The 22,860-nt window shown below is 74.2% G+C and carries 20 protein-coding genes; 12 read left to right on the top strand and 8 right to left on the bottom strand.

Annotation, left to right across the window (positions count from 1 at the left end; genetic code table 11):
• Positions 1 to 81: 81 nt before the first annotated feature.
• The 4 genes from ACSP97_RS17400 to ACSP97_RS17385 all read left to right on the top strand — a co-directional run bounded on the left by ACSP97_RS17400 (position 82) and on the right by ACSP97_RS17385 (position 4,252).
• A complete protein-coding gene (locus tag ACSP97_RS17400) occupies positions 82 to 444 on the top strand; it encodes an ArsR/SmtB family transcription factor (protein ID WP_358270149.1) in 363 nt (120 codons plus the stop codon).
• Entirely contained in the window at positions 437 to 3,100 is a 2,664-nt protein-coding gene (gene mgtA / locus ACSP97_RS17395) for a magnesium-translocating P-type ATPase (protein WP_440558213.1), read from the top strand. Before ACSP97_RS17400 ends, mgtA begins: the two co-directional genes overlap by 8 nt.
• A 53-nt stretch (positions 3,101 to 3,153) precedes the next feature.
• Positions 3,154 to 3,861 carry a lytic transglycosylase domain-containing protein gene (locus ACSP97_RS17390; protein WP_382008519.1) on the top strand — a complete coding sequence of 236 codons (708 nt, stop codon included), beginning with the start codon at positions 3,154 to 3,156 and terminating at the stop codon, positions 3,859 to 3,861.
• A 100-nt stretch (positions 3,862 to 3,961) separates the two neighbouring features.
• On the top strand, positions 3,962 to 4,252 hold the full coding sequence (locus ACSP97_RS17385; protein ID WP_440558211.1) for a hypothetical protein: 291 nt from the start codon (positions 3,962 to 3,964) through the stop codon (positions 4,250 to 4,252).
• Positions 4,253 to 4,381: 129 nt separating this feature from the next.
• Here the strand turns inward: ACSP97_RS17385 and ACSP97_RS17380 are convergent, their stop codons facing one another.
• On the bottom strand, positions 4,382 to 4,762 hold the full coding sequence (locus tag ACSP97_RS17380; RefSeq protein ID WP_355146286.1) for a MerR family transcriptional regulator: 381 nt from the start codon (positions 4,760 to 4,762) through the stop codon (positions 4,382 to 4,384).
• 64 nt (positions 4,763 to 4,826) lie between these two features.
• Between ACSP97_RS17380 and ACSP97_RS17375 the strand changes: the two genes are divergently transcribed.
• The 4 genes from ACSP97_RS17375 (at position 4,827) to ACSP97_RS17360 (ending at position 10,898) form a co-directional block, all read left to right on the top strand.
• A complete protein-coding gene (locus ACSP97_RS17375) occupies positions 4,827 to 5,954 on the top strand; it encodes an alkene reductase (RefSeq protein WP_440558209.1) in 1,128 nt (375 codons plus the stop codon).
• 89 nt (positions 5,955 to 6,043) lie between these two features.
• Complete coding sequence (locus ACSP97_RS17370; RefSeq protein WP_440558207.1) at positions 6,044 to 7,468, top strand: hypothetical protein; 1,425 nt, start codon at positions 6,044 to 6,046, stop codon at positions 7,466 to 7,468.
• A gap of 143 nt (positions 7,469 to 7,611) precedes the next feature.
• Positions 7,612 to 8,877 carry an AAA family ATPase gene (locus ACSP97_RS17365; RefSeq protein WP_388312566.1) on the top strand — a complete coding sequence of 422 codons (1,266 nt, stop codon included), beginning with the start codon at positions 7,612 to 7,614 and terminating at the stop codon, positions 8,875 to 8,877.
• A 788-nt stretch (positions 8,878 to 9,665) separates the two neighbouring features.
• Positions 9,666 to 10,898, top strand: a complete 1,233-nt coding sequence (locus tag ACSP97_RS17360) for a vWA domain-containing protein (protein WP_440558447.1) — start codon at positions 9,666 to 9,668, stop codon at positions 10,896 to 10,898.
• A 60-nt stretch (positions 10,899 to 10,958) separates the two neighbouring features.
• Here ACSP97_RS17360 and ACSP97_RS17355 read toward each other — a convergent pair whose 3' ends face one another.
• The 3 genes from ACSP97_RS17355 to ACSP97_RS17345 form a co-directional block, all read right to left on the bottom strand.
• Positions 10,959 to 12,437 (bottom strand): DEAD/DEAH box helicase, encoded by a 1,479-nt coding sequence (locus ACSP97_RS17355; RefSeq protein ID WP_355146278.1) that lies wholly within the window; start codon positions 12,435 to 12,437, stop codon positions 10,959 to 10,961.
• 208 nt (positions 12,438 to 12,645) lie between these two features.
• Positions 12,646 to 12,849 (bottom strand): cold-shock protein, encoded by a 204-nt coding sequence (locus ACSP97_RS17350; protein WP_007383480.1) that lies wholly within the window; start codon positions 12,847 to 12,849, stop codon positions 12,646 to 12,648.
• Positions 12,850 to 13,571: 722 nt separating this feature from the next.
• Positions 13,572 to 13,910, bottom strand: coding sequence for a MerR family transcriptional regulator (locus tag ACSP97_RS17345; RefSeq protein WP_355528627.1), 339 nt, complete (start codon positions 13,908 to 13,910; stop codon positions 13,572 to 13,574).
• A 581-nt stretch (positions 13,911 to 14,491) separates the two neighbouring features.
• On the opposite strand from ACSP97_RS17345, the gene ACSP97_RS17340 reads away from it, so the two are divergent.
• Positions 14,492 to 14,866 carry a hypothetical protein gene (locus tag ACSP97_RS17340; RefSeq protein WP_355146276.1) on the top strand — a complete coding sequence of 125 codons (375 nt, stop codon included), beginning with the start codon at positions 14,492 to 14,494 and terminating at the stop codon, positions 14,864 to 14,866.
• A gap of 185 nt (positions 14,867 to 15,051) precedes the next feature.
• Here the strand turns inward: ACSP97_RS17340 and ACSP97_RS17335 are convergent, their stop codons facing one another.
• The 3 genes from ACSP97_RS17335 to ACSP97_RS17325 form a co-directional block, all read right to left on the bottom strand.
• Entirely contained in the window at positions 15,052 to 15,399 is a 348-nt protein-coding gene (locus ACSP97_RS17335; protein WP_358270167.1) for a CBS domain-containing protein, read from the bottom strand.
• A 66-nt stretch (positions 15,400 to 15,465) separates the two neighbouring features.
• Entirely contained in the window at positions 15,466 to 16,956 is a 1,491-nt protein-coding gene (locus ACSP97_RS17330) for a DEAD/DEAH box helicase (RefSeq protein ID WP_440558201.1), read from the bottom strand.
• A 191-nt stretch (positions 16,957 to 17,147) separates the two neighbouring features.
• On the bottom strand, positions 17,148 to 17,351 hold the full coding sequence (locus ACSP97_RS17325) for a cold-shock protein (protein WP_070024256.1): 204 nt from the start codon (positions 17,349 to 17,351) through the stop codon (positions 17,148 to 17,150).
• Positions 17,352 to 18,179: 828 nt separating this feature from the next.
• On the opposite strand from ACSP97_RS17325, the gene ACSP97_RS17320 reads away from it, so the two are divergent.
• From ACSP97_RS17320 to ACSP97_RS17310, 3 genes are all read left to right on the top strand, one after another.
• The gene (locus tag ACSP97_RS17320) at positions 18,180 to 18,695 is read left to right on the top strand and encodes a hypothetical protein (RefSeq protein WP_355146270.1); all 516 of its coding nucleotides are present in this window, start codon (positions 18,180 to 18,182) and stop codon (positions 18,693 to 18,695) included.
• A gap of 4 nt (positions 18,696 to 18,699) precedes the next feature.
• Positions 18,700 to 19,737, top strand: coding sequence for a peptidase (locus ACSP97_RS17315; RefSeq protein WP_440558199.1), 1,038 nt, complete (start codon positions 18,700 to 18,702; stop codon positions 19,735 to 19,737).
• 171 nt (positions 19,738 to 19,908) lie between these two features.
• Complete coding sequence (locus tag ACSP97_RS17310; protein WP_440558197.1) at positions 19,909 to 20,595, top strand: hypothetical protein; 687 nt, start codon at positions 19,909 to 19,911, stop codon at positions 20,593 to 20,595.
• 90 nt (positions 20,596 to 20,685) lie between these two features.
• Here ACSP97_RS17310 and ACSP97_RS17305 read toward each other — a convergent pair whose 3' ends face one another.
• Positions 20,686 to 22,845: a protein kinase domain-containing protein gene (locus ACSP97_RS17305; protein ID WP_440558190.1), complete on the bottom strand. Its 2,160-nt coding sequence runs from the start codon at positions 22,843 to 22,845 to the stop codon at positions 20,686 to 20,688.
• Positions 22,846 to 22,860: the final 15 nt, after the last annotated feature.

Here is a 22,860-nt window from a genome sequence, read left to right as displayed (position 1 = left end):
CCGGCCGGCCACCGGCCCCGGCACCTACACTGTCCGGGCACGTGAGTCGGCTTCGCGTGCGGAACGGGAGGGCGGCGGGTCGTGGGGGAGAACGGCGGTGGGTTCGAGGATCCGCCGGCCGAGGTGCTGGCGGCCGCCGCCGGTGCCTTCGGGTTGCTCGCCTCGTCCGTCCGGCTCCATCTGATGTGGGCGCTGTCGCAGGGGGAGAGCGATGTCACGCACCTCGCCGACCGGGTGGGCGGCGCCCTGCCCGCCGTCAGCCAGCACCTGGCGAAGCTGAAGCTCGCCGGGCTGGTGCGCGCGCGCCGGGAGGGCCGGCGGCAGGTCTACTACATCGACGACCCGGACGTCGTGACGCTGGTGAGGGTGATGGTCGGGCAGCTGACGGCACGTTCCCACCACGGCGCCGCGCCGATCCGGCTTCTGCACCGGACCAGTGGCTGAGACCACCGCGGCCTTCGACCGGGACGCCGAGCCGCCCGCCGCGGTGGCCGTTCGGGCGGCGGACGCCGCCCCCGGCGGGCCGGGTGTGGCCGCGCCGACCCTGCTGGAGGTCCTGCGGCGGCTGGACACCGGCCCGCGCGGGCTGACGGAGGCCGAGGCCGAGGCGCGCCTGGCCCGGTTCGGCGCGAACACCCTGCCGGACCGGCGTGCGGCCGGCCGGGGCCGGCTCTTCGTGCGCAGCCTGCGCGATCCCTTCACGGCGGTGCTGCTCTGCCTCGGCCTGGTCTCCGCCGCCGTCCTCGCCTGGGGCACCGCCTCGGTGATCCTCTTCCTCGTCGTGGTCAGCTGCGCGCTGCGCACGGCCGGCGAGTACCGGGCCGACCGGTCCACGGCCGCGCTGCGCGAACTGGTCGCCACCACGGCGACCGTGCTGCGGCGCGCCGACGAGGAGGCGGCACCCACCGCCCGTGAGATCCCCGTGCGGGACCTCGTGGCCGGCGACGTGATCCGCCTCGGTCCGGGCGACCTCGTCCCCGCGGACGTACGGCTGCTGCGCGCGAGCGGACTGACCGTGCACCAGTCCGCGCTCACCGGCGAGACCGCCCCCGTCGCCAGGCACGCCGACGCGGGACCGCCGGGCGGCGGGCCGTTCGACCAGCCGCAGTGGTGCTTCCAGGGCAGCGGCATCGCCTCCGGCAGCGCCACCGCCGTGGTCACCGCGACCGGCGCGCGCACCCGGTTCGGCGCCGCCCACGGCCGGGCGCCGGGCCGCCCGCAGCCGAGCGCCTTCGACCGGTCCGTACACGGCGTCTCCTGGATCCTGATCCGGTTCATGCTGCTGACACCCCCGCTGGTGCTGATGGCCAACGCGGCGCTGCGCGACCGGGGCCTGGAGACACTGCCGTTCGCGGTCGCGGTGGCGGTCGGGCTGACCCCGGAGATGCTGCCGGTCCTCGTCACCACCTGCCTGGCCCGCGGCGCCGCGCTCCTGGCCCGCACTCGGGGCGTGATCGTCAGACGGCTCCCCGCCCTGTACGACATCGGCGCCGCCGACGTGCTGTGCCTGGACAAGACCGGCACGCTCACCCAGGACCGGCCCGTGGCCGACCGCGGCCTCGGCCCGGACGGCCGGGACGACCCCGAGGTGCTGCGCTGGGCCGCCCTCAACTCCTGGTGGACCCTGCAACTCGCCGACCTGCCCGAGCCCGACGCCCTGGACGAGGCGCTCCTCGACGCGGTCGACGAGGACGACCTCCTCGCCCACGACGGCGTCGCCGCGCTCCCCTTCACCCCGGGCCGCCGCCTCGCCACCGCGGTCGTCCGCACGCCCGGCCGGCTCGGCACGCACACGCTGGTCGTCAAGGGGGACGCCGAGGCCGTCCTCACGCGCTGCGCCCTCGACGAGGAGGAACGCGTCCGCCTGCGCGCCCTCGCCGCCCGGCAGGCCGAGGGCGGGGCGCGCGTTCTGGCCGTGGCCACCGCCGAACGCCCGGCCCGCGCCCGCGGCTACACGGAGGCCGACGAACGCGGCCTCGCCTTCCGCGGCCTGGTCACCCTGCGCGACGCGCTCGCACCGACCGCCGCCGAGGCGCTGAAGGTCCTCACCGGTCAGGGCGTCACGGTCAAGGTGCTCACCGGGGACCACCCCGGCACGGCGGTCCGGGCCTGCCGCGACCTCGGCGTCCCGGTGTCCGACGACGCGGTACTGACCGCCGGTGCCCTCGACGCCCGCACGGACGCCGAGCTGACCGAACTCGTCGCCCGCACCACGGTGTTCGCCCGGTGCACCCCCGAACACAAGGCCCGCGTGGTCCACGCGCTGCACCGCGCCGGGCACACCGTCGGCTTCCTCGGCGACGGCGTCAACGACCTGCCCGCGCTGCGCACCGCCGACGTCGGCATTGCCCCGCAGGGCTGCGCCGACGCGGTCCGGGAGTGCGCCGACGTGGTGCTCGCCGAGAAGGACCTCACCGCGATCGCCCACGCCATCGACGCGGGCCGGCACGCGGGCGCCAACATCGCCACCTATCTGCGGATCACGCTCTCCTCCAACCTCGGCAACGTGATCGCGATGCTCTGCGCCGGTCTGCTGCTGCCCTTCCTGCCGATGCTCCCCGCCCAGGTCCTCGCGCAGAACCTGTGCTTCGACGCCGCCCAGCTCACCTTCGCCCACGACCGCCCGCACCGCCTCGCACTGCGCCGCCCCACCACACTGCGCCCCGGCGAACTGCTGCGCTTCATCACCGGGTTCGGGGTGCTCAACGCCGTGGCCGACGTCGCCACCTTCACCGTGCTCGCCCTCACCCTGCACGGCCTCGGCCGGGGAATGGACGAACCGGCCTTCCACGCTGGCTGGTTCACCGAGAACCTGCTCACCCAGGCCCTGGTGATGGTGCTGCTGCGGACCGGCCGCCGGGCCGCGCGGGGCCGCGGTCCCGGACCCGTCGGCCGGGCCGCGCTCGCCCTGGCCGTCATCGGCCTGGCGCTGCCGCCCTCCCCGCTCGGCCCGCTGATCGGCCTCGCCCCGCTGCCCGCCGTCTCCTACCCGCTGCTCGGCGTCGTCCTCGCCCTGTACGCCGCGGCCCTGCTGGTCGCCAGGGCGCGCCACGAGCCACCGGACGCCCCGGCCGGCGGCAGCGCCTCACGCCCCTCTTAGCTCCCCCGCGGTACAAGGGCGTCGGCTGACGACGGACGCGGGAGGCCGGGGGCATGGCGGAATCGACGGCACCGAGGCGCGGCCGATGGCTGCTCCTGGCGGTCCTCGCCCTGGTGCTGTACGGCATCGTCCGGGCCGCGGGGACCCCGTCCACGCCCGAGGCGCCGGCCCGCCCGTCGGCCGGACCGTCCACTTCCCGGACGACACCGCGCACATCGGGCCCGCCGCCCGCACCGCGCACATCGAGCCCGCCGCCCGCACCGGCGTCCGCCGGGTACGACCCCGCCGACTACGCCGCCCAGGTCCGGGCCCGTGCCCGCCAGGCGGGCGTCAGCGCCCGGCTGGTGATGGCCATCCTCTACAACGAGTCGTACAAACCGCACGACCCGTCCTTCGAGCGGGCCTGGCAGAAGTACAAGCCGGACGCCGCCTTCGGCATCGCCGACATGCACCGCGCCACCTTCGACGAGGTCAAGCGGGGCCGCCCCTTCGCCGGCCGCCGCTGGGAGGAACTGCCCGACGACCGCGACCTGGCGATCGAGGCCGAGGCCTGGTACCTGCGCGATCTGGCGGACCGGCTGCCCGCGCACTGGGCGGGCCCCTACACCAAGGACGAGCTGCTGGCACTCGGCTACAACACCGGCGCGGGCAACATGCTCGCGTTCGCCCGCGGCGCCACCCCGGGCAGCCAGGCCCGCTCGTACCTGGACCGGCTGCGCGCGAACTGGGCCGAGGCAGGGCGGGCCGTCGGCGCGCACTGACGCGCCCACACCAGCCCCTGCACCCCCGTGACTTGCAAAATTGCGCAATAATCGCGGTCGTCCGGGGTGCGTCCTGTGGCCCGGGGGAGGAAGGGCGTCCATGTCGCGCGGTGACATCCGGCGGGTGCGTGAGGCGAATCTGCGGCTGGGTGCCGCCCTGGCCGAGGTGGAGGGCCGCTACGCGGCGCTGCTGAGAGCGGGCACCTCGGCGCGCCGCTGGGAGTTGCAGGCCGAACTGGCGCGCGCCGCCGCCCGCCTGGCAACGGTGGCGAGCGCGTCGGCACCGGCCCTGGCCCTCGGTGTGCCGCGCTCGCGGCGGGCGCGGCGCAGGGTGCTGGCGCAGCGCGGCGCCGCCTGGATCATCGCGCGCTACGGGCGGGGCCGCGGCTGACCGGGGCGGGGCCGCGGAACCCGTGAGCGTGGCCGAGGAAGCTGCGCAGCCCAGGCCCATGATTGTCGGATTGCGCAGTCACGCAAGTGACGGGCCCGGAGCGAGCCCGGCTCCGACTCCTGAGCACCCTCAGGCGCCCCGCCGGGACAGCGGCCCGGCCGACGCGGCCGCTATCGCCTCGTCCAGGACCTCCCGCGAGCGGACCAGGTCGGCGATCAAGCGGTCGATACGGTCGCGCTCCTCGGCCAGCTCGTCCACCAGCCGCGCCGTGGCGAACTCGTTCGGCCCGCCGTCCGCGTCCCGCATGCAGGGCAGCAGCCGCGCGATCTTCTTGCTGTGCAGACCGGCCGCGTACAGCGCCTGGATGCGCACGACACGGTCGACGGCCCACTCCCCGAACTCCCGGTGCCCGCCGGGACTCCGCTCGGAGACCAGCAGCCCCTGACTCTCGTAGTACCGCAGGGAACGCTCGCTCACCCCGCTGCGCCGGGCCAGCTCACCGATCCTCATCCCTCACCTCGCATGCCGAAGCGGGCTTGAACCTGACACCGGTGTCAACTTCTACCGTACGGCCATGACGAACGCACCCGCCGATTCCGGCCTCTTCGACCCTGCCCGCCTGGGCCCCCTGCACCTGCCCAACCGCCTGGTGATGGCCCCCCTGACCCGCAACCGCGCCGCGGCGGACGGGGTCCCCGGACCGCTCATGGCCACCTACTACGCGCAGCGCGCGTCCGCCGGACTGATCATCGCCGAGGCCACCACACCGAACGCCGTGGGCCAGACGTACCCCGGCATCCCCGCCATCCACGGCGCGGCCCACGTGGCCGGCTGGCGCCGGGTCACCGACGCGGTACGGGCCGAGGGCGGCCGGATGTTCCTGCAACTCCAGCACGGCGGCCGGGTCGGCCACCCCGACAACAGCGGGCTGACGCCGATCGCCCCCTCGCCCGTCCCGCTCCCGGAGACGATCCACACCCCGACCGGCCGCCAAGAGGCCGTCACCCCGCGGGAGATGACGCGCGCCGACATCGAGACCACCGTCGCCGACTTCGCCGCGGCCGCCCGCAACGCGATCGAGGCGGGCTTCGAGGGCGTCGAAGTGCACGCGGCCAACGGCCACTTGCTGCACCAGTTCCTGGCGGCGAACACCAACCACCGCACCGACGCGTACGGCGGCCCGGTCCCCCGCCGGATCCGCTTCGTGGTCGAGGTGGTGCGCGCCGTCGCCGCCGCGATCGGCCCCGCGCGCGTGGGGCTGCGGATCTCCCCCGGGAACACCGTCAACGGCATCGAGGAAGGGGCCACCGAGGACATCTACCCGGCACTCGTCGAGGCCCTCGCGGACAGCCGACTCGCCTATCTGCACCTCGTGTTCGCCGACCCCGGCCAGCCCCTCTTCCACGAACTGCGCAGGGCCTGGCCGGGCACGCTGATCGCCAACCCGGCACTGGGCCGGGGCGAACCGCTTCCGCACGACGGCGGCCGGCGGGCGGGCGAGCGGCTCCTCGCCGCGGGCGCCGACCTGATCGCCCTCGGCCGCGCCTTCCTCGCCAACCCCGACCTGGTCGAACGACTGCGCATCGGCGCCCCGCTCAACCAGGTGCGGGACGAGTACGCGATGTACACGGGCGGTGCGACCGGCTACACCGACTACCCCACCCTGGCCGCCGCCGACGCCCCGGTCGCACAAATGAACTGACAGCACGGCCCGGCGGTGCCTACCATGCCCGCGATGAAGAACTTCTCCTCGCTCGGATTGGGGGACTCGTTCGCGCAAGGTGAGTGCTGATGGCCCACCACGTCGCGAACGACCTTCCGCCCCACCTGTCGATGTGGCAGCGCGTACGCGAGTACGCCGTGCCACCGTCCATGATCGAGACCGCGACCGCCCGCCGCGCGGCCGGTGACTGGGCGGGTGCCTGCGCCGCCGCCCGGATCGACGTCGACCTCGATCTGCGCGCCGTGCGCGACCGCCACGGCACCGACCTCGTCACCCGCCTCCGCGCGGATCTGCGTCGGCTGGCACCCGACCTGCTCCGCTGGCACATGCCCCGGATCGCCCCCGACGGACGCCTGCGGCCCGGCCTCACCCTCTCCCTCGCCCGGTACGGCGACCCGGGCACCCCCGTGCAACTCGTGGTGCGGACACCACCGGCCCGGGCGGACGCCGGACAGCGCATGTCCCTGTCCCTGTGGACGGGCCCCGGGGACGACGCTGCCCGCCACCACCCGCATCCGCACCCCGACCGCCGTTTCCGCCTCGACCTGCACCGGCACCTCTGGGACGCCACCCGCAGCGGCGAACTGGCACGGCGCTCCGGCTGGTCCGGCACCCCCACCGTGCCGTCCGCCGACTCGCCCTGGGCGAAGGGACGTTGGGCCGCCGAGGCGGAACTGCTGCTGCGCGCCGAGGGCCGACCCCGAGGGGCCTTCACCGTACGACTGGCCGCGCGCGACCGCCTCGTACTCGAACTCGTCGCCCCGGACGACGCCCACGTCCCGGTGGTCCGGCCGCCGCGTGCCGCCCCGCCGCCGCAGGAGGCCGCCGCGCTCCCGGTGCTGCCCGAGGCGGCGGCCCGGCTCCTGCCGGACCTGGAGCTGCTGCGAGCCGGGCTGGTCGCGCCCGAGCGGCTGCACCCACTCGTCGCCGCGGCCCTGCCGCTGCCCGGGCCGGCACCGGCGGCCGGTCCCGCGTCCGCGCCCGGCGATCCGCACCGGGTGGAGTGCCGGGGCGAGGTCCACCGGCTCGCGCTGCGCGACGGGGTGCTCACGGCCGTCGATCACGACCCGGACCAACTGCGCCGCGAGGAACTCCTCGTGGCGCTCGGCGGCCCGCCACTGCCCTGCCTGCGGGCCATCGACGCGGTGCACCGCAACCCGGAGGCGCTGCCCGCGGTCCGGGAGCGGCTCGCCCACGGCGACGTCACCGGAGCGCTGGCCGTGGTCGAGGGCCTGCTCGGCCCCGGCGCGGTGCTGCGCGACGGACCGCTCCGCGCGGAACTGGAGTCGGCGGCCGCCCGCCGTGTCGACCACGGCCTCTTCCGCTCGGGGCTGGTCGCCGAGCACCCCGGGGCCCGTACGGCCGGGGACGGGGGTGCCGCGGGCCCGTACCAGGGCCACCGCCCCCGGCTCGACCGCCGCAGCCGCCGTACGCCTCCCGTGCTCCTCAGCAAGCGGATCAGCCGGTCCCGCCCCCGCACCGGCCAGCCCTGACCCCGACCGGCGCCCCGCCGGACCCCGGCCCCTTGCCGCGCCCGCCGACCGGCGTCCCCGCCGGCACCCGTGTCCCGCGCCGCGCGCCCCAGACATCCGGGACGGCCCTCACCCGTCCCCTCCTCCCACCCCAGGTGATGCCCATGACCCCCAGCGCCCTCCTGCCCGCCCCGCCCGCCACCGACGCCCAACTCGCGGTCGCCGACGATCTGTTGGCGCTCTTGCGGACGACCACCACCGAGCCGCGCCCCGACGAGCAGCTCGAAGCGCTCACGCTTGCCGTCGCCGCCGACCTGCCCGTGCTGCTGTGGGGCGAGCCGGGCATCGGCAAGACCGCGGCCCTCACCCAGCTCGCCGCCTCCCTCGACCTGCCGTTGACCACCGTGATCGCGAGCGTCCACGAGCCGTCCGACTTCTCCGGGCTGCCCATCCCGGGCGAGGACCCGGCGGTGCGGGGGGTGCCGATGGCGCCGCCGCAGTGGGCCGTGGAACTGGTACGCGCCGGGCGGGGCCTGCTCTTCCTCGACGAACTCTCCACCGCCACCCCCGCCGTCCAGGCCGCGCTGCTGCGGGTCGTCCTGGAACGGCGGGTCGGCGCGCTCCAACTGCCGCCGGGCGTACGGATCGTCGCCGCCGCCAACCCGCGCGCGTCGGCCGCGGACGGGTGGGAGCTGAGCCCGCCGCTGGCCAACCGGTTCGTGCATCTGCACTGGGTGCACGACCGGGAGGTGGTGGTGCGCGGACTCGGCGGGGTCTGGCCCCGGGCGGAGCTGCCCCGGCTGGTGCCGGAGCGGCTGGCGGAGGCGGTGGCGTTCGCCCGGCGAGTGGTGTGCGGGTTCCTGGAGGCCAGGCCGACGCTGATCCACCGGCTGCCGAGCACCGAGACCCGGCGCGGCGGCGCCTGGCCCTCGCCCCGCAGCTGGGAGGCCGCGCTGACGCTGCTGGCCTTCGGCACGGCCGCCGGCGTCTCCCGGGACGTGCTGGCACTGCTGGTGCGGGGCGCGGTGGGGGACGGGCCGGGGCTCGAACTCCTCGCTCACATGGACCGGATGGACCTGCCGGACCCGGAGTCGTTGCTGGCCGACCCGCCCACCGCCGAGCTGCCGGTGCGGGGCGATCTGCGGCAGGCGGCGCTGGAGGCGGTGGTCGCCGCCGTCGGCGCGCGGCCCCGGCGGGAGCGGTGGGAGGCGGGCTGGGCGGTGCTGGTCCGCGCCCTGGAGACCGGCGCCCCGGACCTGGTGGTCGCCCCGGCGACGGCACTGGCCGCGCTTCGACGCGACGACTGGGAGGTACCGGAGGCCGTGACACGGCTGGCCGGAGTGATCGACCTCGCCCGACGGGCGGACCGCTCGGTGGCCCGCTCCAAGCCCCCGGCCACCACCGGTCACCCGACGGGAGCGGCCCGATGAACGGCCCCGCGAATCCCCGGCGCCCGGCGCCCGGCGCCTCTGATCGGCCGCTGCCGCCCCCGGCGTCCGGGCCTGCCGGTCAGGCGTCGCCGGGCCTGGTGCCTGGACCCGGTGGCCTGGTGTCGTCGCGCCTGGTGCCCGGACCTGCCGGGCCCCCGCCGCCGTGCCCCGTGCCCGGACTCGTCGGGCAGGTGCCGCCGGGCCCGATGCCCGCCTCCGCCGGGCAGGTGCCGCCGGAACCCGTGCCCGGACCCGGTAGGCAGGCATTGTCGCGCCCGGTGTTCGGGGCCGCCGGCCAGGGGTCGTCGCGCCTGGTGTCCGGACCTGCCGGGCCCCCGCCGCCGCGCTCCGTACCCGGACTCGTCGGGCAGGTGCCGCCGGGCCCGATGCCCGCCTCCGCCGGGCAGGTGCCGCCGGAACCCGTGCCCGGACCCGGTAGGCAGGCGTCGCCGCCCCCGGTGTCCGGCCCCGCCGGCCAGGCGTCGCCTCGCCTGGTGTCCGGTCCCGCCAAGCCCCCGCCGTGCCCCGCGCCCGGACTCGTCGGGCAGGCGGTGCCGTGCCCCGCGCCCGAACCCACCGGGCAGGCGTCGCCGCACCCGGTGCCCGGCCCCGCCGCACAGGTGTCACCCCGCCCCGCGCCCGGTCCCGCCCCGCAAGCGTCACCCCGCCCCCTGCCCGGACCCGTCAAGCGCCCGCTGCCGCGCCCGATGTCCCGGCCCGCTCCGCCCCGCCCGGTGCGGGCCGCCGTGCCGGGTTCGCCGGCCGGCTCGACCGGGTCGCCGCTGGACATGGAGAAGCTGCTGGCCGCCCGGCTCCACGCGGTGAAGGTCCGCCCCTACCTGGCCGACGCGTTGTTCGCGCTGCACGTGGTGGAGGACCGGTCGGTGCCGACGATGGCGGTGGACCGGTACTGGCGCTGCTACGTGTCGCCGGCGTTCGTGGCGCGCACCCCGGTCGAGGAACTGGCGGGCGTGTGGGTGCACGAGGTCTCCCACCTGCTGCGGGACCACCACGGACGCGGCGAGCGCCACGCCCGCGCACACGAGGAGCAGGGGCCGGGCGCCGCGGACCGCGCGGCCGAGGACCGCGGCAGGCTGCGCCGCAACATCGCGGCCGACTTCGAGATCAACGACGACATCTACGGCGACGGGCTGCCCCGGCCCGCCGGTGCCGTGCTGCCGTCGCTGCTGCGGCTGCCCCCGGGGCTGCTGATGGAGGAGTACCTGCGGACGGCGTCGCTGACCGGGCTCACCACGGAGCTGGCCTGGCTGGACTGCGGCAGCGGCGCCGACGGGCAGCACCGGCCCTGGGAACTGGGTCCCGAGGGAGCCCACGGGCTGACCAGGCAGCAGCGGGACGCGGTCCGCTTCCGGGTCGCGGAGGGCATCAGGGGCCGGCCGGGCGACGCGCCGGAGGGCTGGCGCCGGTGGGCGGACGAGGCGTTCCATCCGCCGCAGCCGTGGCGGCAGTTGCTCGGCGCCGCGGTCCGCTCGGCGGCGGGCGCGCCGGGGGTGGGCGAGAACCACAGCTACCGGCGCCCGTCCCGGCGCTCGGCCGGTGTCCCCGGGGTGCTGCTGCCGAGCCTGCGCCGCACACCGCCCCGGGTCTGCGTGGTGATCGACACCTCCGGCTCGGTCAGCGACGCCGAACTGGGCGGCGCGCTGCTGGAGGTGGCGGCGATCTCGCGGGCGGTCGGCGGGCGTCGGGACCTGGTCTCGGTGGTCTCCTGCGACGCGGCGGCCGGCCTCGCCGTACCCCTGTGCCGCGCCGAGAGCATGACGCTGATCGGCGGTGGCGGAACGGACCTGCGCTCCGGCTTCGCCCAGGCCCTGTGCTCCCGTCCCCGCCCGGACGTGATCGTCGCCCTGACCGACGGCCAGACCCCGTGGCCCTCCGCCCAGCCGCCCTGCCGCACGGTCGTCGGCCTCTTCCCGCGCCCGGCCCGCGCCGTGCACGAGGAAGACCCCGACTACATCCCGGCCGGTCCGCCGCCGTGGGCGCGGGTGGTCACCATCGGCTGACGGGGCACGGCGTGGCGGCACCGGCCGGGTGCGGACGGCGCCGGGGGAGGGCCATGGGTGTCAGTTGCTGCGCGGGGCGGAACGACGGGTCCGCGCGCCGGGCCGTCCGCTTCCGCCGCGGGCGGCGCCGGCGCCGCGCCGCCTGCGCCCGCCGGACCCCCCGCGGCCACCGCGTTCGGCGCCCTCGGCGACCGGTACGGCGATGACGACGGGCACCCCGGACGGGGTCCGGGCGCCGGTGATGCGCTGCAACTCGGCGTCGCCGGGGCGCACCACGGCGGTCCGGGGAGCGATGTCGGCGTCGGCCATCAGCCGGTCCATGGCGCGCCGCTGGTGCGGCAGCACCAGGGTGACGACGGTGCCGGACTCACCGGCCCGCGCGGTCCGGCCGCCCCGGTGCAGATAGTCCTTGTGGTCGCCCGGCGGATCGACGTTCACCACGAGGTCGAGCCCCTCCACATGGATGCCACGCGCGGCGACATTGGTGGCCACCAGCGCCGTGACCTGCCCGTCCTTGAACTGCGCGAGGGTCCGGTTGCGTTGCGGCTGGGACTTTCCGCCGTGCAGGGCCCCGGCCCGCACTCCGACGGACAGCAGGTGCTTGACCAGCCCGTCCACCGCGTGCTTGGTGTCCAGGAACATGATCACCCGCCCGTCGCGGGCGGCGATCTCGGTGGCGGCGGTGTGCTTGTCGGCGTCCCGTACGTGCAGCAGGTGGTGCTCCATCGTGGTGACCGCGCCGGCGGACGGGTCGACCGAGTGCACGACCGGGTCGTCGAGGTAGCGGCGGACCAGCTGGTCGATGTTGCGGTCCAGGGTGGCCGAGAACAGCAACCGCTGCCCGTTCGCGGGTACTTGGTCGAGCAGCTGGGTGACCTGCGGCATGAAGCCCATGTCGGCCATCTGGTCGGCTTCGTCCAGGACGGTGACGGCGACCTCGTCCAGCCGGCAGGCGTCGCGTTCGATGAGGTCCTTGAGCCGGCCGGGTGTCGCGACGACGACCTCCGCGCCGCCGCGCAGCACGCCCGCCTGCCGGCCGATGGACACGCCGCCCACCACGGTGGCGAGCCGCAGGCGCAGGGCGCGGGCGTAGGGGGTGAGCGCGTCGGTGACCTGCTGGGCCAGTTCCCGGGTGGGGACGAGGACCAGGGCCAGCGGCCGGCGGGGCTGGGCCCGCTGCCCGTCGAGCCGGGCGAGCACGGGCAGGCCGAAGGCGAGCGTCTTGCCCGAGCCGGTACGGCCCCGGCCCAGGACGTCCCGGCCCGCCAGCGCGTTCGGCAGGGTGGCCGCCTGGATCGGGAAGGGCGTGGTCAGTCCTTGCTGGACGAGGGCCGCGGTGAGCCGGGCGGGCATCTCCAGTTCGGCGAACGTCTCGACCGCCGGGAGCGGCTCGGTGAGGGTGACCGGCAGGGCGAATTCCTGCCGGCGCGGGGCGGGGGACGCGCCTTGGCGGCCCGGCTTGCGGGAGCGGAAGCGGCCACCGCGGTCGGCGCCCGCCGAACGTGTGGGCCTGCCGCCGGTATGACGGGTGCGGTTCATGGGAGGAACCCTCCTCGATGCGGCGTATCGAGGAATTCCGTCAGCGGAGGCGACCGCGCGAGATTCGCAAGAATGTGCCGAAGAAAAGTATTGAAAGGCCGGCCCGTTCGGGAAACGGGCACAGCAATGGGCTGGGGCCCGCACCCCGAGGGCGCGGGCCCCAGCCGCATGATGCGCGAACCAGCGGCTCGCTAAGACTGGCGTCAGGTCAGGCGGGAACGATGTTCTCGGCCTGCGGGCCCTTCTGGCCCTGCGTGACGTCGAAGGTAACCTTCTGGCCTTCCTGAAGCTCACGGAAGCCGCTGGTGGCGATGTTCGAGTAGTGGGCGAACACGTCGGCGCCGCCGCCGTCCTGCTCGATGAAGCCGAAGCCCTTTTCCGCGTTGAACCACTTCACGGTGCCAGATGCCATATTGAATCTCCCTTGAGGGGCAGTGCCGGACTCCGCACTTTACGGAGCCGAGTCGCCGCGATGATCACCCCTCCGGAAAGATCCGGAAAGTTTTGCAAAGAAAAATCTCTGGCAACCAAAACTGCAACTGCTATCACGCTAACACAGGTCGGTCCGCGGCGCCCGGACGTTTTTCCGGGTGTCGCGAAAGTATCCCCCGTCACGGACCGTAATTCTGTATCGGCGAGACCAGATAATCGCGGTGCCCTCGTCCGGTGCCCGGCGCATTGCCTGGTCCGGCGGGAGCGTGGCGTCCGTTTGGATCTTGAGAATGACGATGTGGCGCGTGGCCTCGACCGGCTGCCCTGCTCGGTCGGCGCCCGGTGTGGGCGGCGATGTGTGGCGGCCCGCGCGCGTACTGGCGGTGGCTGCCGTCCGGCTACGGCGAGATGATCGGCCTTACGTCACTGGGTCAGAAAATATGCACTGCTCGTGACAGGTTTCCACACGTGATCGGCGAAACCGATGCCGCACCCCGGGTCGGTCGCGTGAGACGTGTCTCTCGTCCCGGACCGCGAGGTCCTGGGCGGAGCCGGCCCGCGCGCCGAGATCGGGCAGGCCGGGGAGCACGGTGGACGCGGCGGACCGTACGGGCGTCGGCGATCGTACGGTCCGGGCGGCCCTGGCCGCGCACGGCTGTGACGCCCGGCGCGTGGCCACCCGGCGGCCTGCCGCGCGAGGGTTCAGCCGGAGCCGCCCGCCGACTGGCCGGCGGCACGGCGGTACTCGGCGTTGATGCGCTGCGCCTCCTCGAGCTGGTCCTCGAGGATGACGATGCGGCACGCGGCCTCGATCGGGGTCCCCTTGTCGACGAGCTCGCGGGCGCGCGCGGCGATCCGCAGTTGGTAGCGGGAGTACCGGCGATGTCCTCCCTCCGAGCGGAGCGGAGTGATCAGGCGGGCCTCACCGATGGCTCGGAGGAAGGCCGGGGTGGTCCCGAGCATCTCGGCTGCCCGGCCCATGGTGTACGCGGGGTAGTCGTCGTCGTCCAGACGATCATTCAGAGAGTTGTCCGATGTCATGTCACCTCGCTGTGCAACGCGTCGAGGGGCCCTGGCGCCGAACGGCACCAGGGCCCCGAAGGAAATTCAACACCATCTGTCGGCGCCTACTGCTGTGCCGACCTTCTGTTTCCGCTACCCGGCCCGGCAGGGCGGAGCGGGGGATCGCAGCTGCGTGACCGGGGACCACCATCCATTCCGGGGTCTTGCGGTACCCGGGCCGAGTGCCTCTCGGACCGGGCGATCCTGATGGCGTCTGCTCCTCCATTCCTCTCTGAACCGAACCAGCCACCGAAATGAGCCGGTGCCGCTGGTGGCGGCTCCTCGTCGGACGAGCCGCGCTGACCTGCGTACTTCGTGTTCAGGCTGCCGCCAGTTCGTGTCTGGCGGGTCTCTTCGACCGTGTCTACGAGAAGAAGCGTACCCACGATGGGAATGAAAAGCTACTCCCACAAGAGTAGATTTCACTCTTCCGCTGGAGAAAGAACGCCGGCCTGGACGGGGCGGGCCCGCACCGGCCGCCGGGAACCGCCTGCCGGAGCGCGGCCGCATCGGCTCCCGCCGGAGGGCGGGGCGCGGCGGGCCGCATAAGCTCTGCTGTCATGTCGAACCCTGATGAGCTGCTTGTCGCCCTCTCCGCCGCGGTGGAGTCCGAGCGAAGCAATCAGATGGTCCTGACGGTGGTTCTCGGCGGCACCGTCATCACCGGCCGACTGGCTCCCGAGGCCGTGTGGCGGGAGCGGGTGGCGGAGGTCCTGAAGGACTCGGACCGTCTCGGCCCGTTCGCGGACGTCTTCGCCGGAGGTCCGCCGGAGGACCGGCCCGCTCGCGGCGAGGCCCCCACGCATCTGCACTTTCATCTCGCCCGGATCGTGCAGGGCAGCATCGGAATCCCGGAGACGGGAGGCATGTACCGCGTCGCGATCAAGGACGTCAGCGCCTGGAGCGTGGGGGATCTGGTCCACTTCGACCGGTGAGACGCCGTCCGCGCCCCTGTCCCGGCCGCGGTTTCCGAACGGGCGGTGACATGGCGATGGGGGCCCTGCCGACGCGCGTCGGCAGGGCCCCCACCGGGTTCCCGCGGCGGTCTCCCGCCTGTCCTCTTGTCCTCCCGGCCCGCGTCGGCGCGCCGGGGCGGCGGCGGTGGCCGCCGGTCGCGGACTCAGCCGTGACCGATCGGGGCCCGGCGCCCTTCACCGAGGCGCCGCGCGCCGCCGGGGAATCCGCCGGGCGAGGGCAGTGACCCGGCGAGAACGTCCCGCAGACGGATCCGGTCGGAGTACGCGGCACTGGCGCGGAGCACGGCGAGCCGGACCCGGGTGATCGAGCCCGTGCTCTCGTCGTCCCCGTCGCACACGGTCAGGTACTCGACCCCGGCGCCCGCCATGACGGCCAGAGCCACCTCGACGGTCATGTCGTCGCACACCCGGGGCCCGTGCCCTTCGGCGTCGTCGGCCACGCGGGCGGGGGCGGGGTCGGGCGTGCGGTACTGCGTCCGTGCCGGCGTCAAGGGTGGCTCCTTCGTCGAGGTTGGTCGGCCTGATGGCCTGTGCGGTCCCGGTCCGGACGAGAGGTCCTAGGCGGCCGAGTCGTCACCGGGCCGCCGCTGTGCTCCACGCCGCACCCCCGCGCCGACGGTGCGGCCCCGGCCGGTGCGGCCCCGGTGGCCGCGGGACGGCGAAGAGGCGCGCCGGGGGCGTTCGGCGACGGGCGCGGTGATGACCACCGGCACGCCGGAGGGCGCCTGGGCACCGGTGATGCGGCTCAGTTCCGCCTCGCCCGAGTGGACCGGGGTGACGCGCGGGGTGATGCCGGCCGAAGCCATCAGCCGGGTCATGCCGCGGCGCTGGTCGGGCGTCACGAGGGTGACGACGCTGCCGGACTCCCCGGCGCGGGCCGTACGGCCGCCGCGGTGCAGGTAGTCCTTGTGGTCGCTGGGCGGATCCACGTTGACGACCAGGTCGAGGCTGTCGACGTGGATGCCGCGGGCCGCGACGTTGGTGGCCACCAGGACGGTGACGTGGCCGGCCTTGAACTGCGCCAGGGTGCGGGTGCGCTGCGGCTGGGACCGGCCGCCGTGCAGGGCCGCGGCGCGGACACCGCTCTTCAGCAGGTGCGCGGTGAGCCGGTCCACGGCGTGCTTGGTGTCCAGGAACATGATCACCCGCCCGTCCCGGGCCGCGATCTCCGTGGTCGTGCGGTGCTTGTCCGCGTCGTGCACGTGCAGCACGTGGTGCTCCATCGTGTCGACGGCACCGGCCGACGGGTCGACGGAGTGCACCACCGGGTCGGTCAGATAGCGGCGGACCAGCAGGTCGACGTTGCGGTCCAGGGTGGCCGAGAACAACATCCGCTGGCCCCCGGCACGGACCTGGTCGAGCAGGGCGGTGACCTGAGGCATGAAGCCCATGTCGGTCATCTGGTCCGCCTCGTCGAGAACCGTGACGCCGACGTCGGTGAGCCGGCAGTCGCCCCGGTCGATGAGGTCCTTGAGCCGGCCGGGTGTGGCGACGACCACCTCCGCGCCGGCGCGCAGCGCACCGGCCTGCCGGGCGAGGGACATCCCGCCGACGACGGTGGCGAGCCGCAGGCTCATGGCGCGGGCGTAGGGCGCGAGCGCGTCGGTGACCTGCTGGGCCAGCTCACGCGTGGGGACGAGGACGAGGGCCAGTGGCCGGCGCGGCTCGGCGCGTCGGCCCGCCGTACGAGCCACCACCGCGAGGCCGAAGGCGAGGGTCTTGCCCGACCCGGTGCGGCCGCGGCCGAGTACGTCACGGCCGGCCAGGGAGTTCGGCAGGGTCGCCGCCTGGATCGGGAACGGCACGCTCATGCCTTCGTGGCCGAGCGCGGCCAGCAACGGTGCCGGCAGGGCGAGATCGGTGAACGACTCGACGGCGGGCAGCGCGGGCGTGAGCGTCTTCGGCAGGGCGAACTCTCCCCCCGCCCGCTGTCGCTTTCCGTAACCGCCGGAGCGGCGCGCAACGCCGGAGCGGCCGGCGGCGGTACTTCCTCCGAGGCGGTCGGACGGGCGATTGGCGCGTGTGCGGGTGGTACGTGTGCGGTTCATGCGGAACCTTCCTCGATGCGGGCGCGTATCAAGGAATTTCCGCAGCATGACGAGCGGCGCAGAGAATCGCGAGAACGGGCCGGGAATGACAGGGAACAATCACCCTGGAATGAAGCTGGGAATGAAGCAGGCTGGGGCCCGCACCCCAAGGTGCGGGCCCCAGCCGTCAGATGTGCGTCAGTGCCGGTGCATCAGGCGGGAACGATGTTCTCGGCCGTCGGGCCCTTCTGCCCCTGCGCGATGTCGAACGACACCTTCTGGCCTTCCAGCAGCTCACGGAAGCCGCTGGTGGCGATGTTGGAGTAGTGGGCGAAGACGTCGGCGCCGCCGCCGTCCTGCTCGATGAAGCCGAAGCCCTTTTCCGCGTTGAACCACTTCACGGTGCCAGTAGCCATTTTGTTTCTCCTTCGGAGGCGGTGTCAGAAACCCGCACTGCGCGGATCCTGTGTCGCCGTGATGATTACCCCGTCGGAAATGAACCTGCTGGCAACCACGACTGCAACTGGGATCGACAGTAGCACGGTGCGATCGGCCCTGCGTGGTCCGAAATTCCGATCCCTCCGATGGCCGGGGAATACTTTCCGGGCCCCGCCCCTATATCTCGTTTCGCGAGTGCAGTTATTACTCTCCGTGCGGACCGATTTTCTGTCGCGCACGCCCGCCCCGGCTCCCTGACCTCCGTGAACGGGCAGAGGTGCCGCTGCCACCGCCGCCGGCGCCGCACAACGGCGACCGCGCCGGGACGCCCCTGCGCGCGAGGAAGGTCACATTCCCCGGCCCCTGCCCCCGGCCGGGTGCCGAAGAGGTGCGGTCAACGCGGCTACGCCGATTTCTTGTTCAGTGATCGAGGCGCCGTCGGAGGCGCACAACTGCTCGCGTTCGTCGGCCTCTCGGCCATGGAGCGAACCCGCACAGCGAAGGTATGACAGTAGTACTGGCGCGGGGTCGTGTTGACGATAACGACCGCGAACGGGGCGCGGGGAAGCGCTCGTTGTGCCCACGCGCCGGGCTGCGGTCCACTGCCGTCCGCACGGCACGGCTCCGTCAGCCGCACGGAACGCCGCAGGCACCTCGCACCGGATGAAATGTCCTCCTTCGTGCGGTCCAGCGCGGCGCGCGTCGTCTTGTGCGAACAGGCCGTGCCCGATTTTCTGCGTCACGTCAGCCAGCACGTCCGCTGTCAGCCGGGATTTCCGCCGGCCGCGGCCACTTCGGGAGTTGTCGTGCGCGTACCAACCCTGTCTGTCGCGGCCGCGGCCGCCGCTCTGGTCCTCGTCCAGCCGGGCCTCGCCGCCGCGGCGGACGACCCCAGCACCACGATCACCTACACCGTCACGTCCGGCGCGTTGACACTGTCGGTACCGGCCAGCGCCAACCTCGGTTCGGGAGCTCCCGGCACCCAGATCAGCGCGCTGCTCGGTCCCGTGACCGTCACCGACGACCGGGCCCTCGTCTCGGCCTCCTGGACGGTGACCGCGGCGGAGACGGACTTCACCAACGGCTCGGCGACGGTGCCCGCCACCGACGCCACGTACGCGCCCGGTTCGGTGACGACGACCGGCACCATCACCGTCACCCCGACGAACGTGACGCTGAGCAACTCCCCGCAGGTGGTGGTCACGGGGACCGCCGGTGTCGGAGACAACACCGCGTCCTGGAACCCGACCATCGCCGTCAACGTGCCCCCCAGCGCCGTCGGCGGGAACTACACCGGCACGCTGACCCAGTCCGTTGCCTGACGGGATGAAGGGGCCGCGCCGGTACTGGGTCCTCCTGCTGGTGCTGGCCTGCGTACAGGCGGCCTGGGTGAGGCCGGCGGCGGCGCATGGGGCGCACGGTGCGTCCCGGGCGTCCTCCTCCCACGCCCCGGCCACGGGCAGGACCATCGGCATCAAACTGCTCGACGCTCCGGAAAGCCGCCGCGCCGATCCCAGGGCGCGGGCCTACATCGTCGACCACGTCGCCCCCGGCTCGGTCATCGAACGGCGGGTGGAGGTCACCAACGAGTCGTCCACGCCGATGCACGTGAACGTCTACGCCGCGGCGGCCGCCATCGCGAAGGGCGCGTTCGCCTTCGCACCGGGACGCACCCCCAACGAACTGACCGGCTGGACGTCACTCGACACCACCGACCTCGAACTGGCGGCCTCCGGGTCGGCACGGGTCCGCGCCACCATCCGGGTGCCCAGGGACGCCGCCGCCGGGGAGCGGTACGGCGTCATCTGGGCGCAGACGGGCATCCCCGAGGACCACTCGCACACGGTGACGATCCTGGGCCGGGTGGGCGTCCGCATGTACATCGACGTCGGGCCCGGGGGTGAGCCGCCCTCGGAGTTCAGGATCGAGGAACTCCACGCGGCCCGCGCCCGCGACGGGCGGGGGGAGGTGCGAGCCCGTGTCCGCAACACGGGGGGCCGCGCCCTCGACCTCGTCGGGGCACTCTCCCTCTCCGGCGGGCCGGGCGGCTTGCGCGCCGGACCTTTCCAGGCCCGGACGGGCACCACACTGGCTCCGGGCGACGTCGCGGAGGTGGTCGTCCCGCTGGACGCACGGCTGCCGGACGGCCCGTGGACCGCGGCGCTCACCCTCAGGAGCGGCCTGGTCGAGCACGGCACGCGCGCCACCGTGACCTTTCCGGCGGCTGCCGGTGGCGCCGGAGCGGTGGCCGCGTCCGTCGTCCGGGAACAGGGCTTCCCCACTCCCGTGGTCGCCGGGTTCTCAGCCCTCGTCCTCGCCGCTCTGGGTCTTCTGCGCTCCACGTTCCTGCGGCGGCGCCGATGACCCCGTCCACGTCTTGTCGTCGATCATCCGGAAGTCGTCGATCATCTGGAAGCGGAGATGCCGGTGTTCAGGCATGAGAGAGGGCGGGCCGGGACCGGCCGCGGCAGGAAAGGCGGGGACGGCGTGGCTCGTCCATGGCTCAGGGCGCAGGCCCGCAGGGCAGGAGCGGTCATGGCGGCCAGGCCGGCCGTTCTCGCGATCGCCCTGGCCGCGGCCCTCGCCGCCACGGTTCAGCACGCCCACGTCACCCAGGACGACGACAGGACGGTGCCGGTGAACAACGCCATCGCCACCGCCGGCCTCACCGACGCCGGTGCCACCGCCGCCACCGACCCCCGCATCCTGGACGACACCGGCAACACCGGCATCACCTTCACGGTCGTCCCGGTCGGCCGTCCCTCCCTGACCATCGCCAAGAGCCACCCGGGGACCTTCGTCCGGGGCAGGGACGGCGTCTACACCATCACCGTGGCCAACGCCCCGTCGGCCGGTCCGACCGACGGCACCACGGTCACCGTCCACGACACCCTCCCCGCGGGTCTTCGGGCCGACGGCATCACCGGCACGGGATGGCACTGCGTTCTCGCCACCCTCACCTGCACCCGCGGCGACGTCCTGCCCGCCGGGCACGGCTACCCGCCCATCACCCTGAAGGTCGACGTCTCCTGCGACGCCCCTGCGCAGGTCACCAACACCGCCATCGTCACCGGAGGCGGTGACACCACCACCCACACCGCCACCGACCCCACCGCGATCAGGGACCGGGAACACCCCGGCTACGGCGACTACGGCAGGGGCCCTGGCCACTGCGACACCGACGACCGCTCGGCACCTGCCCGGGGTGCCGTACGCCGGTAGGGATCCACGGGAGACGCCGGCACCCGGTTTCCGGGTGCCGGCCTCAGGGGGCGTCTCTCCTCGCCGCGTCGTGCGGGCTCACCGCGCAGGTCACTTGGGCCCGTCCGGGCTCCGGGAGAAGGCCGTGTCGCCGGCCGTCGCCACGATCGCGTCCTCGACCAGCAGCACGCGCGGCGGATAGGACTGCGTCTTGTCCCCGGGGTCGGCCGGCGCGGAGGTGCGCCAGACCTCCGCTCCGGTGCGGCTGTCCAGCGCCAGCAGCCGGCCGAAGCGGTTGCAGAAGTAGACCCGCTTGTACGTCGTCGACACGGCGGGCGCGGACAGACTCTCCATGTCCGTCGTCTTCTGCCACAGTTGCCTGCCGCTGTCCGCCGACACCGCGGTGACCGACCCGTCGGACCGGACGAAGTAGACGACGCCGTCCACCAGGGTGGCCGCGCCGGTCAGCGGGTGCGCCAGCGGTGTCCGTCTGACCTGTCCGGTTTCCGGGACCACGCGCAGCAGCGCGTTGTACGGCCGCTCGTACCCGGCCTCGTACACGTCCTTCGCGGTCTGGGGGGCGAGGAACAGCGGCTGCCCGTCGACGGCGCCGAGCGCTTCCGCCTTCTCGGGCAGTGTCGCGATCGCGGTCAGGCCCCCGGGTTCGAGCTTCATCAGCCGGACGGGGGCCTGGCCGGGCTCGGTGCCCTTCGAGCACAGGGCGTAGGGGACGCCTCCCAGCACCGACGGAGTGCAGTACTCGGCCGGCGAGGGCGCCCGCCACCGTTCCCGACCGGCAGGCCCGTAGGCCACGAACGACGACGAGTCGGGAGACAGGGTCAGCAGCCCGCCGTCGTAGAGGACCGCCGCCTCGGACTTGTTGATGTCGCGCTGCCAACGCCGGTGCCTGGTGGCCGCGTCCAGGGCCACCACGCGCCTGGTCGTGTCGTCCGGGTCCTCGTACACATAGACCAGACCGTCGCGAACGCCGATCGGCTGCACCCCCTGGGGCCGGGTGCCGGACCGCCACAGGGTGCGGCCGGAGGCCGCGTCGATCCGGGCGACCGTGAAGCCCGTACCGCCGCAGAACAGGGCGCTTCGCTCCGTCACGCATCCGGGGTCGTCGTAGTCGAGCGGTACACCCTGCACGTCGTCCCGCAGCCGCGTGCGCCATGGCCGCCAGCCGTCGGGCAGTGACGCGGCGCGGGTGCTCTCGGAGGCGGTGGTGGTGTGCGCGTCGGACGCGAAGACGCCCACCCCGACGACCAGCCCCGTGACGCCCAGCGCCGCGCCGAGGCCGGTGAGCAGCATCCGTGTCCGGCGGCGCCTGCCGGTTCCGGCACCGGTTCCGTTACCGGTTTCGGCATCTGCCGAGGCGGGGGCCGCGCTCCGGGCAGCGGGCCGGCGCTCGGGGTGCGCGGACTGCGCGGACTGCGCGGCCGTCGCGGACCCGGTGACGTCGGACTCCGGCAGCGCCTGGAGCATGCGGTGCAGCTCCGTCAGGTCCGGTCGCGCGGCCGGGTCCTTGTCCAGGCAGCGCTCGACGACGCCGAGGAGCGCTGCGGGCACCCCGTCGAGGTCCGGGGTCCCGTGCACCACCTGGTAGCCGGTTATGTACGGGCTGTCGGCGTCGAACGGTCCCGTGCCGACGGCCGCGAACACCAGCAGTGACCCCAGCGAGAACACGTCCGAGGCCGGGGTGACGTCCCGGGGGGCGGCCAGTTGTTCCGGCGACATGAACGGCGGAGTGCCGATCATCCGCCCGGTCGTGGTGAGGTTCTGGTTGTCGGCGGCGCGCGAGATGCCGAAGTCGATGACGCGCGGCCCGTCCTCGGTCATCAGGATGTTGCGCGGCTTGAGGTCCCGGTGCACCAGACCCGCCCGGTGGATGTCGCGCAGCGCCTCGGCGAGCCCGAGCCCCAGCGCGCGCAACTCCCGCAGGTTCAGCGGGCCGTCCCGCTCCACGACCTCGGCCAGGTTGAGCCCCGGCACGTAGAGCGTCGCCATCCACGGCCGGTCGGCGTCCGGGTCGGCGTCCACGACCGGCGCGGTGAAGGCACCGCTCACGCGCCGCGCCGCCGCGACCTCCTGCCGGAAGCGCGTCCGGAACTCCTCTTCCTGCGCAAGGGGCCCGTGCGCGAGCTTGACCGCGACCTGCCGGCCCGAGGCGGAGACTCCCAGATAGACGACCCCCATGCCGCCCGCCCCGAGCCGCCCGAGAAGGGTGTACCCGCCGATGGACTCCGGGTCCCCGGTGCTCAGGGGCGTCATCACCGATCGTCCTTC

Origin of the sequence: Streptomyces sp. SCPE 10 (genome assembly GCF_051980735.1) — a bacterium.
Lineage (GTDB): Bacteria > Actinomycetota > Actinomycetes > Streptomycetales > Streptomycetaceae > Streptomyces > Streptomyces misionensis.
Note: the sequence above shows the minus strand (reverse complement) of the source record. Positions and strands in the feature narration are given on the sequence as shown.

Bases quoted from the DNA above. Each gene is read 5' to 3' on its own strand.
- ACSP97_RS17385 (WP_440558211.1), top strand. From the start codon at position 3,962: ATGTCGCGCGGTGACATCCGGCGGGTGCGTGAGGCGAATCTGCGGCTG.
- ACSP97_RS17340 (WP_355146276.1), top strand. From the start codon at position 14,492: ATGTCGAACCCTGATGAGCTGCTTGTCGCCCTCTCCGCCGCGGTGGAG.
- ACSP97_RS17375 (WP_440558209.1), top strand. From the start codon at position 4,827: ATGACGAACGCACCCGCCGATTCCGGCCTCTTCGACCCTGCCCGCCTG.
- ACSP97_RS17310 (WP_440558197.1), top strand. From the start codon at position 19,909: ATGGCGGCCAGGCCGGCCGTTCTCGCGATCGCCCTGGCCGCGGCCCTC.
- ACSP97_RS17315 (WP_440558199.1), top strand. From the start codon at position 18,700: ATGAAGGGGCCGCGCCGGTACTGGGTCCTCCTGCTGGTGCTGGCCTGC.
- ACSP97_RS17305 (WP_440558190.1), bottom strand. From the start codon at position 22,845: ATGACGCCCCTGAGCACCGGGGACCCGGAGTCCATCGGCGGGTACACC.
- ACSP97_RS17325 (WP_070024256.1), bottom strand. From the start codon at position 17,351: ATGGCTACTGGCACCGTGAAGTGGTTCAACGCGGAAAAGGGCTTCGGC.
- ACSP97_RS17345 (WP_355528627.1), bottom strand. From the start codon at position 13,910: ATGACATCGGACAACTCTCTGAATGATCGTCTGGACGACGACGACTAC.
- ACSP97_RS17365 (WP_388312566.1), top strand. From the start codon at position 7,612: ATGACCCCCAGCGCCCTCCTGCCCGCCCCGCCCGCCACCGACGCCCAA.
- ACSP97_RS17360 (WP_440558447.1), top strand. From the start codon at position 9,666: ATGGAGAAGCTGCTGGCCGCCCGGCTCCACGCGGTGAAGGTCCGCCCC.
- ACSP97_RS17355 (WP_355146278.1), bottom strand. From the start codon at position 12,437: ATGAACCGCACCCGTCATACCGGCGGCAGGCCCACACGTTCGGCGGGC.
- ACSP97_RS17380 (WP_355146286.1), bottom strand. From the start codon at position 4,762: ATGAGGATCGGTGAGCTGGCCCGGCGCAGCGGGGTGAGCGAGCGTTCC.
- ACSP97_RS17390 (WP_382008519.1), top strand. From the start codon at position 3,154: ATGGCGGAATCGACGGCACCGAGGCGCGGCCGATGGCTGCTCCTGGCG.
- ACSP97_RS17330 (WP_440558201.1), bottom strand. From the start codon at position 16,956: ATGAACCGCACACGTACCACCCGCACACGCGCCAATCGCCCGTCCGAC.
- ACSP97_RS17350 (WP_007383480.1), bottom strand. From the start codon at position 12,849: ATGGCATCTGGCACCGTGAAGTGGTTCAACGCGGAAAAGGGCTTCGGC.
- ACSP97_RS17370 (WP_440558207.1), top strand. From the start codon at position 6,044: ATGGCCCACCACGTCGCGAACGACCTTCCGCCCCACCTGTCGATGTGG.